15 protein-coding genes are annotated in these 16,581 nt (G+C 66.5%); 1 reads left to right on the forward strand and 14 read right to left on the reverse strand.

What is annotated here, in order from left to right:
- Nucleotides 1–22: 22 nt before the first annotated feature.
- The 10 genes from GGD82_RS02305 to GGD82_RS02350 form a co-directional block, all read right to left on the reverse strand.
- Nucleotides 23–1,204 (reverse strand): DNA polymerase III subunit delta', encoded by a 1,182-nt coding sequence (locus tag GGD82_RS02305; protein WP_246163657.1) that lies wholly within the window; start codon nt 1,202–1,204, stop codon nt 23–25.
- 7 nt (nt 1,205–1,211) lie between these two features.
- Nucleotides 1,212–1,886 (reverse strand): dTMP kinase, encoded by a 675-nt coding sequence (gene tmk / locus GGD82_RS02310; protein ID WP_150060387.1) that lies wholly within the window; start codon nt 1,884–1,886, stop codon nt 1,212–1,214.
- 12 nt (nt 1,887–1,898) lie between these two features.
- Nucleotides 1,899–3,155 (reverse strand): D-alanyl-D-alanine carboxypeptidase family protein, encoded by a 1,257-nt coding sequence (locus tag GGD82_RS02315; RefSeq protein WP_150060386.1) that lies wholly within the window; start codon nt 3,153–3,155, stop codon nt 1,899–1,901.
- A gap of 84 nt (nt 3,156–3,239) precedes the next feature.
- Complete coding sequence (locus GGD82_RS02320) at nt 3,240–4,127, reverse strand: septal ring lytic transglycosylase RlpA family protein (protein WP_150060385.1); 888 nt, start codon at nt 4,125–4,127, stop codon at nt 3,240–3,242.
- Between the two features lie 209 nt (nt 4,128–4,336).
- Nucleotides 4,337–5,629, reverse strand: coding sequence for a lytic murein transglycosylase (locus GGD82_RS02325; protein ID WP_150060384.1), 1,293 nt, complete (start codon nt 5,627–5,629; stop codon nt 4,337–4,339).
- A gap of 103 nt (nt 5,630–5,732) precedes the next feature.
- Nucleotides 5,733–6,956, reverse strand: coding sequence for a hypothetical protein (locus GGD82_RS02330; RefSeq protein ID WP_150060383.1), 1,224 nt, complete (start codon nt 6,954–6,956; stop codon nt 5,733–5,735).
- 177 nt (nt 6,957–7,133) lie between these two features.
- On the reverse strand, nt 7,134–8,936 hold the full coding sequence (gene recJ, locus GGD82_RS02335) for a single-stranded-DNA-specific exonuclease RecJ (RefSeq protein WP_150060382.1): 1,803 nt from the start codon (nt 8,934–8,936) through the stop codon (nt 7,134–7,136).
- Nucleotides 8,933–9,958, reverse strand: coding sequence for a fructose-bisphosphatase class II family protein (locus tag GGD82_RS02340; RefSeq protein WP_150060381.1), 1,026 nt, complete (start codon nt 9,956–9,958; stop codon nt 8,933–8,935). The genes recJ and GGD82_RS02340 overlap by 4 nt, the downstream gene beginning before the upstream one ends.
- 168 nt (nt 9,959–10,126) lie before the next feature.
- Nucleotides 10,127–11,419, reverse strand: a complete 1,293-nt coding sequence (locus tag GGD82_RS02345; RefSeq protein ID WP_150060380.1) for a homoserine dehydrogenase — start codon at nt 11,417–11,419, stop codon at nt 10,127–10,129.
- Nucleotides 11,420–11,424: 5 nt separating this feature from the next.
- A complete protein-coding gene (locus GGD82_RS02350) occupies nt 11,425–12,648 on the reverse strand; it encodes an LL-diaminopimelate aminotransferase (protein ID WP_150060379.1) in 1,224 nt (407 codons plus the stop codon).
- A gap of 229 nt (nt 12,649–12,877) precedes the next feature.
- On the opposite strand from GGD82_RS02350, the gene GGD82_RS21520 reads away from it, so the two are divergent.
- Complete coding sequence (locus GGD82_RS21520; protein ID WP_375782111.1) at nt 12,878–13,942, forward strand: ISAs1 family transposase; 1,065 nt, start codon at nt 12,878–12,880, stop codon at nt 13,940–13,942.
- Here GGD82_RS21520 and rpsT read toward each other — a convergent pair.
- The 4 genes from rpsT to mutM form a co-directional block, all read right to left on the reverse strand.
- Nucleotides 13,849–14,115: a 30S ribosomal protein S20 gene (gene rpsT, locus GGD82_RS02360; protein WP_150060377.1), complete on the reverse strand. Its 267-nt coding sequence runs from the start codon at nt 14,113–14,115 to the stop codon at nt 13,849–13,851. The two genes, GGD82_RS21520 and rpsT, sit on opposite strands and share 94 nt — an antisense overlap.
- A 225-nt stretch (nt 14,116–14,340) precedes the next feature.
- The gene (locus tag GGD82_RS02365) at nt 14,341–15,117 is read right to left on the reverse strand and encodes an enoyl-CoA hydratase (RefSeq protein ID WP_150060376.1); all 777 of its coding nucleotides are present in this window, start codon (nt 15,115–15,117) and stop codon (nt 14,341–14,343) included.
- A gap of 129 nt (nt 15,118–15,246) precedes the next feature.
- The gene (locus GGD82_RS02370; RefSeq protein ID WP_150060375.1) at nt 15,247–15,693 is read right to left on the reverse strand and encodes a hypothetical protein; all 447 of its coding nucleotides are present in this window, start codon (nt 15,691–15,693) and stop codon (nt 15,247–15,249) included.
- 14 nt (nt 15,694–15,707) lie between these two features.
- Complete coding sequence (gene mutM / locus GGD82_RS02375) at nt 15,708–16,544, reverse strand: bifunctional DNA-formamidopyrimidine glycosylase/DNA-(apurinic or apyrimidinic site) lyase (RefSeq protein ID WP_150060374.1); 837 nt, start codon at nt 16,542–16,544, stop codon at nt 15,708–15,710.
- Nucleotides 16,545–16,581 lie beyond the last annotated feature (37 nt).

Below are 16,581 nucleotides of genomic sequence, written 5' to 3' on the forward strand. Positions count from 1 at the left end.
GGCGAAGGGACCGAGGGACTCGTCAGGTCCGCCCGGCGGCCCGCTCCAACAACAGCAGCGTCGCCAGAACCGCCTGTTTGCGATCCAGGTGTACGGCCTCGGTCCGGCCCAGCAGGTGGCTCGTCTTTTCCCACACCGCGACCCAGCGATCAAGGGGCGCGGATCGGGCCAGCCGAGCCAGCACGGCACTGTCGGTGGCGGCCGGGTCCGCCGGACCGTTCGCGATCGCCCCGAGCCGCGCGATCCGCGCCAGCAGCCCGGGCATCATGTCGCGGAAAAAACGCCAGACCTCGTCATCGCGGGCCGCCCGGTCGCCCAGGGCGTGGCAGCGCGCCACATCCATGCGGGGTGTCTGGCCGAGCAGATCGATCAGGTCCCGATACAGATCCAACCCGCCCGCGCGGGCCAGCGCCAGCGCCCGCCCGATGCTGCCCCGCGACAACCCGGTCAGGGTCGCCCGCGCCTCCGGTTCCAGATCGGGCCGATAGCGCTCGAGCAAGCCGTCCATGGCGTCGGGGGCCAAAGGACGGAGCGGCAACCGGCGACACCGGGACGGGATCGTGGCCGGCAATCGGGCAGGATTGTGCGAGACCAGCAGAAGCAAGGCGCGACGCGGAGGTTCCTCCACCACCTTCAACACGGCGTTGGCGGCGTTGCGGTTCATGATATCGGCGGAGTCGATGACGACCACACGCCAGCCGCCTTCCGCTGGAGTCAGGGACAGGAATTGGCCGAGGCCGCGCACATCGTCCACGACGATTTCAGCGCGGCGACGCGGCGTCCGCCCGGCCTCGATCTCGCGTGCGGCCTGTTTCGCGTCGGAAAAGCCGGGTTCGATAACCCGAAGGTCGGCATGGCTGCCGGCATGGACGCGCTGGAACACGGGATGTTCGGGGGGCAGCGAGAGGCTGTCCGCCACCGGCTCCGCGACGGGGGCGCCGAACAGCCCTGGCGCCCCGCTTTCCGCCGCATCCTGAGACAGAACAAAGCGGGCGATCCGATAGGCTAGGGTCGCTTTTCCGATGCCCTCCGGGCCGGTCAGCAGCCACGCGTGACTCATCCGACCGGTACGCCACGCGCCGAGGATCTCAGCCTCAGCAGCCTCCTGGCCGATCAGGTGTGGATTGCCGCGCGGACGGGGGACCGCGTCGCCCGGATCGGGTGCGGCCCGCACCCGGGACCCGCCACTGGCGGCACGCGCCACGACCGCCCTACTCCACGACCGGCTGGCTGCCGTCGACGGCGTCCGCGTCGGCCGCCCACTCTGCGATGCGCGCGTCCACGGCGGCGAGAACGCGGCTTGCCACGGTGTCTTGGTCGGCCAGCGCATCGATCAGCATGCAACGCTCCGGCTCCCGGGCGGCAATGTCGTGAAAGCCGAGGTGGACCCTCAGGTGAAACGCGCGATCCAGGGCCTCGAAGCGATTCACCGTACCCCGCGAGGCGGCCCGCGCCAGCCCCGTCTCGGCCGGCACGTCCAGGATGAGCGTGAGGTCCGGGCCGAACGGGCCGGCGGCCACATCATACAGGGTTTCCAGCGTGCCCTCCGGCACACCGTGGCCGTGACCCTGATAGGCCATGGTGGAGTCCGCAAACCGGTCGCAGATGACCCAGGCACCCCGGTCGAGCGCCGGCCGGATCGTGTGCTGAAGGTGATTGCGCCGGGCCGCCGCGAGCAGAAGCGCCTCGCCCACCGGGTCCCACCACTCCTTCGGCGCATCGAGCAGCACGTCGCGCAGCCGCTCCGCCCCGTCCGCTCCGCCTGGCTCCCGCGTCTCGATCACCTCAAGGCCCCGCCGCCGCAAGGTTTCGGCAAGACGCTTGGCCTGTGTCGATTTGCCGGCGCCCTCGCCGCCTTCCAGGGTGATGAACCGGCCTCGGGTCATGGTGGGCTGTCCCTACTCGCTGTCGGCCGGAACCGGCACATCGCCGGCCGCCTCGGCGGCCGGATCGGGCAACGCGAGCCCGACGATGATGTGGCGCAGCGCCGCGAACATGCGGTTGACCACGCCCATGCGCTCAACATTGGTGCCCGCCTCCAGCGGGAACGTCAGGGCTTGCATGTCCGGCGCCTCGATCGCCAGCGTGGCGATCTGGTCGCCGCGCGAAATGGGCGCCGGGATTGGGCCATCATACCGCACCGTCACCGTCATGGTCCGACGCGCATTGCGAGGCAGCGTTACGGTCAGCCCCTCCGGCAGCACCAACGGCACGGTCTCCGTCTGCCCCAGCCAGACCGAGGCCTCCGTCACCGTGGCGCCGGGCCGGAACATCTCGACGTTTTCGAAGGTCCGGAACCCCCACGACATCAGGCGATCCGCCTCCTCCGTGCGGGCGCGTGTGCTCTCCAGGCCGTTCAGTACCAGGATCAGGCGGCGTCCGTTCTGCATCGCCGATGCGGTCAGGCCGTACCCGGCCACGGACGTGTGCCCGGTCTTCAGGCCATCGGCCCCGATGTTCTTGTACAGAAGGGGGTTGCGGTTGTGCTGGGTGATGCCGTTGTACGTGAATTCTTTCTCGGAGTAGTACGGGTAATACTCGGGAAAATCAGTGATGATCCGTCGTGCCAACGTCGAAAGATCGCGCGCGGTCATGACATGATCTGGATGGGGTAGGCCGGTGGCGTTCCGGAAGTTGCTGTGGGTCAACCCGATTTCATGCGCTCGTCGGGTCATGGCGTCGGCAAAGGCGTCCTCCGTCCCGGCCAGATGCTCGGCCAGCACGATGCAGGCGTCGTTGCCGGATTGCACGATGATGCCCCGCAGCAGGTCCTCCAGCCGCACCGTCGAATGCGGCTCCAGGAACATCGTCGAGCCGCCGCTGGCCGCCCCACCCTTCTGCCAAGCATTCTCGCTGACCGTGAACGTGTCGTCCAACGACAGACGGCCGGCCTTGAGCTGCTCGAAGACCATGAACACGGTCATCAGCTTGCTCATGGACGACGGCGGCATCGAGACGTCGGAGTCCTTGTCGAGCAGCACCGTCCCGGTATCGAAATCCAGCAGCAAGGCTTCGCGCGCGCTGGTTTCGATCGCGTGCGCAGGCAGCCGGGGAACGAAAACCGCCACAAGAGCAACCAAGAAGGCCACGGCCCGAACCGACTGGAACAGACCGACAAACCCATGTGCGGCGTCGCGTCGGGTGTTTATCAGCATCGGGAACCTGCTTTGGGGAGTGACACGACACGGGCCACGTTGACCCGCGAATGGTCCTGGACGGACCGGCCCTTAGGCGGTGGATCAGTTGGCCACAAGACGGGCGTCAGGATACCCCGACGCCTGAACCCGCTGCAACAATCGGGCGGCGTCGCGGCCTTCCGTCACCGGCCCGAGGCGGACCCGCACCAAATCACGGCCGTTTCGGACGACGGCGGACACCCGCGTCGGACCAATACCGGCCAGATCGGACGCGACCCGCTGGGCGTTTTCGGCGTCCGAAAAGGCCCCGGCCTGCACGAACCATCCCCGCGTGCCGGCCACCAACGCTGGCATCACGGCGGCCCGGTTCGGTGGCATGGTGGGCGGCATCAGCATGGGAGCCTGGGCCGGAACGGCTGAAGCCAGCCGGACGGTGGTCGCCCGTGAGAAGGACGGCTCCAGACCGGCTCGCAAGGCGAGGCTTTCCTCGGGGAGGATCACGACGCGCACGCGCGCGGTGCCCTTGTTGCGAAACCCGAGCAGCTCGGCCGCCTTCTTCGAGACATCCAAAATGCGGTCGTTAGCAAACGGCCCGCGATCGTTCACGCGCAACGTCACGGCACGACCGTTCTCCAGATTCGTGACCCGCACCAACGACGGCAGGGGCAAGGTTCGATGCGCCGCGCTCAGACCGTTCTGATCAAAGCGCTCGCCATTGGCGGTCCGCCCGCCGTGAAAGTTGGGACCGTACCACGAGGCAACACCCACCTCGTCGTATTCAAAGTCCTCGTGCGGCGTGTACCACCGCCCCGATACCTGATACGCAGATCCGACTTTGTAGTGCCCCCCTTGCCAGGGGTCCGACAGCGCGTCGTTAAGGGATTTCGCTGTGTTGGCCGTCAGCGCCGTCTCGGCGCATCCACTCAGGACCAACGCACCCATAAGGGTACAGACCAAGCCAATCGCGCGGGCGACCTGCGCTCTGTCCATCGGCTGTCGTTCTCCGTGCTATGTCCCGGTCGGCCGCGTCGAGGTCGTAGTTCGGGAACACGCACGACGCCAAGCCTCCAAGATCGTGTGGACCCCGACCGAACGGGTCCGAAATATTGAGCCGGCGGCGGGACTGTACCCGCGTCGTCGACCGCTCGCAAGCACGCGGTACCCGCCACCGGTCGTGCTACCGTCGGCGCCGCCGCGCGTCAGTTCGCCATTCCGGCCGCGCGGCGCAAGCGCGCATACAGCGCCGGGTCGGCATACCCGTCGGCAGGAAGCCCCTGAGCAGCCTGAAAGCCTCGGATCGCGGCGCGCGTGCTGGGTCCGACCAGCCCATCAACGGGGCCGGCGTCGTACCCGAGCCGGTTGAGGAGGCCCTGCATGGCCTCGACCTCGGTCCGGCGCAGCGGGTGCGGTGTGTGATCGAAGGTCCCGACCAGGTCCCCATGCCCCGCGATGCGATCCGACAGATGGCCGATGGCCAGGGCGTAGAAGCTCGAATTGTTCCACCGCATGATGACGCGGAAATTGTCGTAGACCAGGAACGCGGGACCTTCATGGCCCGCCGGCAAAAGAAGCGACGCCGTCATGCCGGCCACCACCGGCAACGCGCCGCCATCGGCCCGGCGCAGGCCGAGCGCCGCCCACTCCGCCAACGACTTACGAAGGTCCAGGTCCGATTGCGCGTAGTCGAACCCGGCGGGCAGGCGCACCTGCCGCCCCCAGAGCTCATCGCTATGCCAGCCCATGGCGGCCAGGAAGCGGCCCGCCGACCCGAAGGCGTCTGGAAGCGAGCCCCAGATGTCCTTGCGGCCGTCGCCATTCCGGTCGGTCGCATAGCCGACAAAGGTGCTCGGCATGAACTGCATGTGCCCCATGGCGCCGGCCCAGGATCCGTCCATGGCCTCCGGCGCAATGTGGCCCTCCTCCACAATGGTGAGCGCGGTCAGCAATTCCTGCCGGAAGAACGCCCCCCGACGCCCCTCCCACGCCAGTGTAGCCAGCGCCTCAATGACGTTGAAGCCGCCCATGTTTCGGCCGTAGTTGGTTTCCAGGCCCCAGAACGCGACCAGCACATGGGCGGGAACGCCCGTGTCACGCGCTACGGCCGTCAACAGACTGCTGTGCTGCTCCAGCATCGCCCGCCCGTCAGCCACACGCTGGTCCGATGCGGCCGAATCAAAATACCCCCAGAACGTGCTGGTAAATTCCGGCTGGCGCCGGTCGAGTTCAATGACCCGCCTGTTGGGGTGGATATTGGCCAGCGCCCGGTCCAGTGTCCGGTTTGAGATGCCCCGACCGCGAGCTTCGACCCGAAGAGCCGCCAGCCAGGTCTCGAACGGCTCCGCGGCCGCCGGCGGAGCGGACGGGGCGCCCGATGGCGACGCCGCGGTCGACGCCGACGACCCGGCGCAGGCCGTCAGGGTGGGAACGGCCCCCAGCACCGCCACGCCGAGCGCAACACGAAAGAAATCACGACGCACCAAGAAACGGGACATGGGATGGCCTCCAGACTGAGATTGATCCGGATGTGCCATATCCCTTCGCGGTGCGCAACGGCCCCCGGCCATCAGGCCGGGACCACGCGCGGCTCCCGCCCCCTTAAAGCCCTTTGGCAAAATCCTGTGGAGCCGTCGTGTACGCCTTGAACACGAACGACAAACGCTTTTCAAACTCCGCCACGTCGTCCCCCTCCGGACGGAGCTGCGCGGCCTTCTGCGCAAACTGGCGTGCCAGCCTCGGTTGACCTGGAATGCCAAAAATGTCCTCGAACGTCTTGGTATCCAAGTTGGATTCGGCTGTCCGAAGGAACGGCGCGATCTGAGGCCGTTGCAGAAACTCCACAAGACTGTCGACCGCCTCCGGCCCCATGCGATCGAGATGACCGGCCATCTCGACGATATCGCCCGTGCTCTTGTTCTCAAGGCTGTCCAGCAGCGCGGGCGACGTAAACACCGTCCAGAACCGAGCGCCCATAGTCTGGTGCAGGCCCTCGAGAAGGCGTTCATATTCCGAGCGTCCGGCGTGTGAGACCCCCACCGCCGCCCGCGGATCGGTATCCAGCATTTCGCGAGTCAGGTCGCCGGCGATGTGCTGGGCCTCGTTGAAGCTGTCGCGGCCGATCTTCAGCAGAAACTCAAGATCCTCGGGACGGCTCAATTTCAGCAACCCCTCGCCCATCTCCGTCACGAGGGAGCGTGGCAAGGTGGCGTAGTACGGGATCAGGGGCACTTGCCAGCGGTACAACAGATGCGGTGCGATCGTCTCATAGAAGGCATCGGCCCGTTTGTGACGCTTTGCCTTCTGGCCCTTGCCGCCGGAAACGTGGGCGGATTCGCCATGCCACAAGCTGGCCACGAGCTCGAACAAGCGCGCCAGCAGCGATGTGTTGACCCTGGTATCCGCTTTTCCGGTGTGCTCGGACACGTCGGTTGCGTGGTCGCCGTGGGTCCGGAAATACTTCTTGGCTGTCGTGCGAATCACAAGGACGCGGACGTCGTTGACGGAGCGCCCACACCATAACGGCGCCTCATCGCTCGGCACCGGCGCCCCATCCGAATCCTTCAAGAGCGCGTCGAACAGCGACCGCTGTTTTTCAAAGATCAGCAGGCACCCATTGACCAGCTCCGGCGACGCCAGGATGTCGTCGTAGCTGCGGGACGCGAGGTCGGGCAAAAGGGATCTGTAGACGTCCAGAACCGGACCGCTCAACTGTTCGTTGATCGCCCGAATGGCGTTGTTCTGGGCACGTGCCCCGCCTCCCTGACCGGAGGGCGATTTACCCTGGCGGGCCGTGCTTTGGCGTGCCTTGGATGTCGCGGTCATGGCCTGTCCTCTGCTCCCAGGGTCCGTGCTCGCGCCAGCCGCGCCCTCCGTGCCGGCGCCCCGGGGCGCGCCCCGGGACCTCATCGGCGAGTCTATCCGATTGCGGTCGTCCCGGAAAAGGGCGCCCCAGGCCCATTTGTTTCGAGAACAGTATTATTTTGAGGGAGGAGACGTAAGTTATCCGGCCAGAATGGCGTCGTCGATGACGAACTGCGGCGTCGTCCGGCCTTGCCACCGGTCGACCCGCAACGTTCCCGCGATATGCATCGTGCGCCCTTGGCCCGTCAGAAGCGCCTGCCCGAGGTCGCCGTCCGCGACCTTAAAGGCGATGGCTTTCAAGCGCCCGCCCGCCGATCCGCCAAGCTGGCACCGCACATGCCCCATGCCGACGATATCGGCGCGCAGTACTCTGGCGTCGGTCAACACGAACGCGGGCTCCGGATTTCCGGCGCCGAAGGGCGCGATATGGTCGAGGTGTCCGAGGAGGTCCAGGGACGCTCCCTCAACGGCGAGCGCGCCGTCCAGGTCAAGAACGGGGTCCAGCGCCCCATCGTCCCCCACTTGATCAGCCAGATGGCGGGACAAAAAGCCCTCCAGATCCGTGATCCGATCGGGGTGGAGGCTGAAGCCCGCCGCCATCGCGTGGCCCCCGCCGAGCGTGAGAATGCCCGCCTCCCGCGCCGCGATGACCGCCGCGCCAAGATCGAGTCCCGGGATCGACCGACCGGAGCCTTTCGCCTGATTGCCCTCGATGGCCAGGACGCACGCCGGAAGATCGAATCGCTCCCGCAGGCGACTGGCGACAATTCCGATCACGCCCGGGTGCCACCCCTCGCCCGCCGCCAGGACCATCGGCCCCGCCAGCGGCGTCGTCCGGCCCTCGACCTGCTCCAGCGCCTCCAGCAGGACCTGCGCCTCGATCTCCTTGCGGTCGGCGTTGAAGCCGTCCAGCGCCTCGGCCATCCGCCGGGCGTCGTCCGGGTCGTCCGTGCTGAGCAACCGCGTGCCCATCGGCGCTTCGCCCACGCGCCCGCCCGCGTTCACCCGTGGCCCGAGAATATACCCCAGATGAAACGCCGTCGGCGCCTCGGTCAGGCCGGCCACGTCGGCAAGAGCGGCAATCCCGACGTTCTGCCGCCGGGCCATGACCTTCAAACCCTGCGTCACGAACGCCCGATTGAGGCCCGTCAGCGGCATGACGTCGCACACAGTGCCGAGCGCGACCAGGTCGAGCAGACCCTTCAGATCGGGCTCCGGCCGCTCCGCCGTGAACCACCCTGCTGCGCGCAACGCCCGGTTCAGGCCGACCGTGAGCAAGAACGTCACGCCGACCGCCGCGAGATCCCGATGCGGTGTGGACTCATCGCGCCGCTTCGGATTGATGACGGCGACGGCATCCGGTAGGCGATCCCCCGGCGCGTGGTGATCGACCACGACCACATCAAGCCCCACCTCGCGTGCGGCCGCCAAGGGCTCGAACGCGGTCATGCCGCAATCCACACACACGCAGACACTCGCGCCCGCCTCTTGCAACCCCAGCAGGGCGGGCGCATTGGGGCCGTACCCCTCCTCCAGCCGGTCGGGGATGTGCACGCGCACTGGCGGCGCCCCGACCGCCCGCAGATAGCGCATCAGCAGAGCGCTGGACGTGGCACCGTCGACATCGTAGTCCCCGAACAGGGCAATCGTATCGCCGCCCTGCACCGCCGAGACCAGGCGTGCGACCGCCGTATCCAGATCCCGCAGGTGGCTGGGATCGGGAAGCTGATCGCGCATGGTGGGGCACAGGAACCCGGGCGCCGCATCCAGATCAATGCCGCGCGACGCCATGAGGCGGGCAACCACATCCGGCAGGTCATGCCGCTGCGCCAGAGTCAGGGCAAGACGCTCGTCCACTGGGCGCAAGCGCCACCGTCGACCGAGAACGGATCGTTGATCGTCGAAAAGACCGGTCGGCGGTGCCGCTTCGGCCGTCGTCATTCGGCCCCCGCCGTTGACCGCGCCAGGGCAGCCTTGCGGCGCAGGTCGTGGCGGGATTCAATCCGCCGCACCGTGCCTGACGTGGACCGCGCGACCATAGAATGGGTGCTTGCGCCGCCGGGCCAAACCCGCACGCCCCGCAGAATCGCCCCGTCGGTCACCCCCGTCGCGGCGAACATGACATCGCCCTTCACCATATCGGGAAGCGCCAGAATCCGGTCCGGATCACCAAAATCCGTGGCGCGGAGGGCGGCCCTGTCGGCCTCGGACCGCACGATCAGCCGACCCTGCATCCAACCGCCCATGCAGGCCAGCGCGGCAGCCGACAGCACTCCCTCGCGGGCCCCGCCGGATCCCATCAGCATGTCGACGCCGCTGCGCGGGTCGGTGGTCGCCATGATACCCGAAACGTCGCCGTCCTGAATGAGCTGGATGCGTGCCCCGGCGGTTCGCACTGCGCCGATAAGATTCTCGTTCCGTGGGCGATCCAGAATGCAGACCACAAGGTCGCTGGGATCGGCCTGACGCAACCGCGCCAGCGCCTGCACGTTCTCGGCTGGGGTTTGCTCCAGGCTGAGCACGCCGTCCGGAACGCGGGGACCGACCGCGATTTTTTCCATGTACAGGTCGGGCGGCATGTCGATGAAGCCACCGGATTCGGCCATCGCCAGCAGCGATAGCGAGTTCGGCATTCCCGTGGCGCAAATCGTGGCGCCTTCCAACGGGTGGGCCGCGACTTCCACCTCGGGTCCATCCTGGGTGCCGACGGACACGCCATCGCCCAGGCCGCCGTCGTCGTCCTCCTCATCCAGACCGGGGTCGTGATCGCCGAAGATCACCCGTCCGGTGATCCCGACCCCATTCAGTGCGGTTCGCATCGCACGACTGGCCGCCCGGGCCGCGGCGCGCTCGTCCCCGCGTCCCAGGTGCATGGCGGCGGCCAGCGCGGACGCTTCCGTCACGCGGGCCATTTCGAGCGCCAGATTGCGTTCGAACACGTGATACTTGTCTTCGGGAGTCATTGACCTCAAGCCTCGACCATCACAAAAGGCCTCGGCGGAGACGCAACATCAACGGCATCATGCTCCGCCGACGCCCGAGGAGGCCGCATCGCACGATGCCCCCTCTCCTCTCTGCCACGATCGTACCACAGCTTGGTCGGAACGACCCGTCCGAGCGGACTGCCGTTGTCAAAGATCTTCAATGCGGATCATGCATGGCGGTTCGACCACCGCGTCGATCCCCCCGATCCGTTCCAAAGCCCGGGTCGTGGCCGCCTCGACAGTCGAGTGCAACGTCATCACGACGGTCACCACGGCACCCGGATCGTGCCCACGCTGAAGGATCGACTCCATGGAGACCTGAGCATCGCGCAACGCCGCCGCGATTTCGGCAAACACACCGGGGCGGTCGAGAACCATAAGCCGCACGTAATACGCGCCAACATGCGTATCGATCGTGGCGGTCGGTCGCTCGACCAAGCCATCCACGGGGACCCCGAAGGTCGGCGCACCTCGCTTGGCGGCCAAGTCCATAATGTCCGCCACAACGGCCGACGCGGTTGGGCCGGCCCCGGCGCCGCGCCCCTCCAACTTGGAGCGTCCGACGAAGTCCCCCTCGACCACGACCGCGTTGAACACGCCCTCGACCGAGGCGATGGGACCGTTCTTCGGCACCATGCACGGATGGACGCGCTGCAGGATCCCATGCTCCGTCTCCTCGGCCACGCCCAGCAGCTTGATCCGGTAGCCGAGTTCGTCGGCATGCTGGATATCCATGGCCGTCACATGGCGGATCCCCTCCATGGAAACAGCCTCGAAATCGACCGGGCAGCCGAACGCCATGCTGGTCAGCAGGGCGAGCTTGTGCCCGGTGTCGATCCCGTCCACGTCGAACGACGGGTCGGCTTCAGCGTAGCCCAGCTCCTGCGCCTCTTCCAAGACATCGTCGAAGTCGCGGCCCGTGTCCTCCATTGTCGTGAGGATGTAATTGCACGTGCCGTTCAGAATGCCGTAGACGCGCCGAATGTGGTTCCCACCGAGGCCCTCCCGCAACGCCTTGACGATGGGAATCCCACCCGCAACGGCGGCCTCATAAGTCAAATGAACGTTGGAGGCCTCCGCCGCGCGGGCCAATTCGGTCCCGTGGATGGCGAGCAACGCCTTGTTCGCCGTCACCACGTCGCGACCGGCCTTGAGCGCGGCCGCCACCATGTCGCGGGCCACGCCATCCGAACCACCGATCAGTTCGACGATCACGTCGGCCTCAGCCTCGCGCGCCATCGCCACGGGATCGTCGTACCAGACGGCGCCCGACACATCGCAGCCCCGGTTCTTGCAACGATCCCGCGCGCTGACGGCGGTCACTTCAACCGGGCGCCCGCAGCGCATCGCAATAGTCTGGGCGTGCTCCTGGAGCAACTGGACCGTTCCGACCCCGACCGTACCCAAACCAGCGATGGCTATCCTCAGCGGCGCGCCCATAATCCTCAAACCTCCGTGCGTTTACGTTCAGAGTCTTCAAGAACCTTGTCATAATTCGACAAGAACGTTTTGATATTCCGTGCGGCCTGCCGGATCCGCTGCCGGTTTTCCACCAAGGCAATGCGGACATGCTGGTCCCCGTGCTCGCCAAAGCCGATGCCGGGGGACACGGCCACCTTGGCCTCCTGAAGCAACAGCTTGGAGAACTCCAGCGAGCCCAGGTGGGCAAACGCCGGCGGCAAGGGCGCCCAGGCGAACATGGTCGCGGGCGGCGACGGAATGGACCAGCCCGTCTGATCGAAGGCCTCGACCATGGCGTCGCGCCGGTCTTTATACAGGCTGCGGATCTCGGCCACGCAGTCCTGTGGACCATTCAGCGCCGCCGTGGCCGCGACCTGTACCGGCGTGAAGGCGCCATAATCCAAGTAGGACTTGATGCGCGTCAGCGCCCCAATCAGGTGCCGGTTGCCGGCGGCGAAGCCGATGCGCCAGCCGGGCATGTTGTAGCTCTTGGACAGCGACGTGAACTCAACGGCCACCTCGCGCGCGCCCGGCACCTGAAGAATGGACGGCGGCGGTTCGTCCCCGAAGTAAATTTCGGAGTACGCCATGTCGGACAGGATCCAGATGCCGTGGTACCGGCAGAAGTCCACCACCTGCCCATAGAAATCCAGGTTCGCAAGCAGTGCGGTCGGATTCGACGGGTAGTTCAGCAGCACCGCGATCGGCTTCGGCACCGAGTGGCGCACGCCCCGCTCCAAGGCATCCAGGAACGCCTGATTGGGCTCGCACGGAATGTGGCGCACCGAGCCCCCGGCGATGATGAAGCCGAAGGCGTGGATCGGATAGCTGGGGTTCGGCGCCAGCACGATGTCGCCGGGGCTGGTGATCGCCTGGGCGAGGTTGGCGAGACCTTCCTTCGAGCCCAGGGTGACGATGGTCTCCGTGTCCGGGTCCACCGTCACGTTGAACCGGCGCTCGTAATATGCCGCCAACGCTCGCCGCAGCCCCGGAATACCGCGCGATGCCGAATAGCGATGGGCGCGCGGGTTCGCGGCCGCCTCCGCCAATTTATCGACGATGTGTTGCGGCGTGGGCTGGTCGGGGTTGCCCATACCCAGGTCGATGATGTCATCGCCGGCGGCACGCGCTCGTGCTTTCATGGCGTTGACTTCAGCGAACACATAGGGCGGCAGCCGCTTAACGCGGTAAAATTCCGTTTCGAGCATGATGGCGGGGTCCCAGGGGAACAGCGGACGACTCGGCGCCCACGCGGCATGCGCGGACGCGAAGCGCGAGACAGTGGCGCAGGCGGTGCCCGGGGTCAAGCATTGGGGCGCCACAGCCAGGGCAACGGGGTCAGGTTAACGGCTGGGGCTGATTTCAGTGGCGTGCCGGATTCGGGGATGATTCAACAGGTGCCTTGCCCTCACCCGGAGCCGGACGCCCATGGAAGAAATGTTCGTTAAGGATCGCCTTCGCCTTCTTCTCAAGCACTTCGGTGACGTGACGGACCCGCACGATCCTGCCAAAGTGATGTATCCGATGCGGGAGGTTCTGTTTCTCGTAACACGCGCCAGCATTTCGGGGTGTGAAGACTATGACGAGATCGCGGAATGGGGCGTTCATCACCTGGATTTCCTCCGAACCTACGGAGAATACTACTTCGGCACTCCCAAGGAAGACTGGCTTCGAACCGTCCTCAATCGCATAGACCCGACGCGGTTCGAGGCCTGCTTCATGGCCTGGGCCACGTCTTTTCGTCCCGACGCCCCGACCCTGATTGCCCTGGATGGCAAAACCCTACGGCGCAGCGGTGACAGCGCGAGCGGCCAGAAACCGCTTCAAGTGGTCTCGGCCTGGGCCTCGGCACAGCGCCTGGATGCTCTTGTTCAGGGATACTGGGTTCTCGATAAACCAAATCCAGGTATCGGAACTGATCTCGTCCCCGGTGACGTCGACGACCACGTCCACGGCCCAACTGGAGCCGTTGTGCGTGTACCCCCACGTCACGTTCTGATTCAAAAGCTGCTGAAGGCGCGTCACACGCTGCCCGCAGAGGGCGTAGTACCGACTGGCGACGGCCTTCGACCTCGCTTCGAGGCCGCGACGAATATCGGATCGGGGTCCATTGTCCGGCACGTTGGGGTGAGTATCGGGCACCCACATGACGGACCCGGGGGAAGGATCCGACATCCTGTCGCTCCTCGGTGCGGCGCCCGTAAACCGTACCTCCGCTGGCGCCTTGGCACGAGAAAACCTGACAGGGCCTTCGCTCGTCAAGGACGAGCACGGCAAGCCCGGACCCGGCGGGGCCCGAACAGGATCTTCTGTATGTCCCGATCACGCGCGTACGACAACGGCCCGTCGCCCCGTTGTATGGGGCGCGGGCCGCAGGCCGAGAACAACCCGGACGGGGTCCTCTTGGATCAGGCGTCCAGGGACTTCACACGGGCGGCCAGACGCGAAATCTTGCGAGCGGCCGTGTTGCGGTGCAGCACACCCTTGGTCACGCCACGCTGAATTTCCGGTTGGGCGACGCGGAAGGCGGTGCGGGCCTCTTCGGCATTGCCGGTGGCCAGCGCGACCTCGACCTTCTTGATGTAGGTACGGATACGGCCGATACGCGCGTGGTTCATCGCATAACGGCGTTCGTTGCGGCGGATGCGCTTTTTGGCCGACTGATGGTTCGCCATGGATACTCGTTTCCCTCGGCTAGGTCCGGGTTGATGTCAGTGTTGCCGCACGGCACTGCCGCCTTTGGGCAGGGGTGGCGTCGCCTCCGCGCCGCGCCGGTCCGTCAGACCGTCTCCGCGACGCCCCCGGGGCAACGCTGGCGTGAAATCGGAAGGCGCGTTTTATAAGCGCGGGGACGGATGCCGTCAACCGCCAACAAACACGGCGCCCTCAAACACCCCGATTCACTTGTTCTTGAAGTCGGGTTGGCGTTTCTCGACAAACGCGGCCATGCCTTCTTTTTGATCGGTGGTCGCGAAGGTGGAGTGGAACAGCCGGCGCTCAAACCGGACTCCTTCCCGCAGGGTGGTCTCGTAGGACCGATTGACCGACTCCTTGACCATCATCACGAGCGGCAGGGAGAGATCGGCAATACGTCCGGCCACCTTGATGGCCTCGTCCTTCAGATCGTCCACCGGTACGACGCGGCTGACCAGGCCCGACCGCTCGGCCTCGGTCGCGTCCATCATGCGGCCGGTCAGGCACATTTCCATGGCCTTCGCCTTGCCGACGAAGCGGGTCAGGCGTTGGGTGCCGCCGGCGCCCGGCATGGTCCCGATGGTGATTTCGGGCTGCCCGAACTTGGCGTTCTCGGCGGCGAGGATGAAGTCGCACATCATCGCGAGTTCGCAGCCTCCGCCCAGGGCATACCCGGACACAGCGGCGATGACGGGCTTGCGGCAGGTGGTGGCGCGCTCCCAGTCGGCGGTGATGAAATCCTCCATGTACGCATCCATGTAGGACTTGTTCGCCATCTCCTTGATGTCGGCGCCGGCGGCGAAGGCCTTTTCGCTGCCCGTCAGGACGATGGCACCGATGTCCGTGTTCGCCTCGAACGCGTCGAGCGCCTGCGTCAGCTCCCGCATCAGGCCCCGGGACAGAGCGTTCAGGGCCTTGGGTCGGTTCAGAATAATGACGCCAACCTTGCCGTGGGTCTCGACCAGGATGTTTTCGTAGGCCATGGGGTCTTGCTCCGCGTTCTGGTCCGCGCGCTCGGCGCGGCGATCAGGGCTATCGTAGAGTGTCGAGGAATGGGGTGGGCCGGTCCGAATCCGACCCGACGGATGGGTGCCCGGGCGTCGCGCGCGTCCTCACCGACCCGGAGCGATGCGGAACCGCACCGTCAGGGGGCTGTCGGGGCCGGCTGGAAAGTCCAGTGTGAGAACCTCGCCTTCGCGCCGGAAGATCAGATCCCCGCTGACCTGCCATCCCAGTTGCGGCAGGCTGTCGCGGTAGAACTGCCGCACGGTGTCCGGCGGCAGATAACCAACCGCCCAGGCTTCGACGATCCGCCCCCCCGGGCTTTCAAAGACCACGCCGCGTTCCGGCACCTCGCGCAAGCCGGCCATGAGAGGCACGTCCTCCGTGCCCCGCACGAAAGCCGCACCGTCTGCCGTCGCGTGATGAACCGCACCGTTGGGACGGTTCGCGGCTGTATCCGCCGCCCTGGACAGACTCGCACCGATAGGCCCGGCCGCGAGGACCAGGACCAGAAGCGTGCCGATCAGGCCTTTCGAGTGCAGGAACACATGCCGCATGGGCGAACGCTACATCACCGCTGCCGGTGGGCACAGTAAAATGTGGACCGTCCGGTCTGCACAAGGCGCTGAACACCACCCGTCCGCGCGAGATCGCAGGCGCACCCGGGGCATGGTTTCCCCTCTTTTCCGTAGACCGAAAACGTGTGCTGGAAATAGCCGAGTTTGCCATTCGGCTGCCGGTGATCCCGCAGCGTGGACCCACCCGACTCCAGGGCCGCCAGCAGCACCGTTTTGATGGCCGTGGCGAGCCGGTCCGCCCGTTCCCCGCTCACCGTTCCGGCCAGACGGCGTGGCGACAGACCGGCGTGAAACAGGCTTTCGCACACATAGATATTGCCGAGACCCGCAACGACGCGCTGATCGAGGAGCGCGGCCTTGATCGTGCACCGCTTGCCCGCCAGCCGCGCCGCGAGAGCGTTCCCGTCCAGGTCCGGGTCGAGCGGCTCCGGCCCAAGGTGCGCCAGCAGCGGGTGCTCGGGCAGCGCCGCCGCCGTGGTCAGATGAAGCGAGCCGAATCGGCGTGGGTCGTGGTAGGTGACGCGCCGCCCCTCGTCCGTGTCGAACAGAACATGGTCGTGAGGCTCCGGCGGCCCCTCCGGTCGCACCGCCAGGGAGCCGGACATGCCCAGGTGCGCGATGACCACGCTGCCGTCATCGAGATACATCAGCAGGTACTTGGCCCGCCGACCCAATGCGACCACACGCCGCCCCGTCAGCGCCTGCGCGAAGTCGCGCGGCACCGGCCAGCGCAGCATCGGCTGGCGAACGAGAACCCGCGTCAGCACACGATCACCGAGGATGGGAATCAAGCCCCGGCGTACGGTTTCGACCTCGGGCAGTTCAGGCATGACGGGGTATGTCTCCGGGCACGGGCAAACGGCACAA

The sequence above is a fragment of the Roseospira marina genome (assembly GCF_014197855.1).
GTDB lineage: Bacteria > Pseudomonadota > Alphaproteobacteria > Rhodospirillales > Rhodospirillaceae > Rhodospira > Rhodospira marina.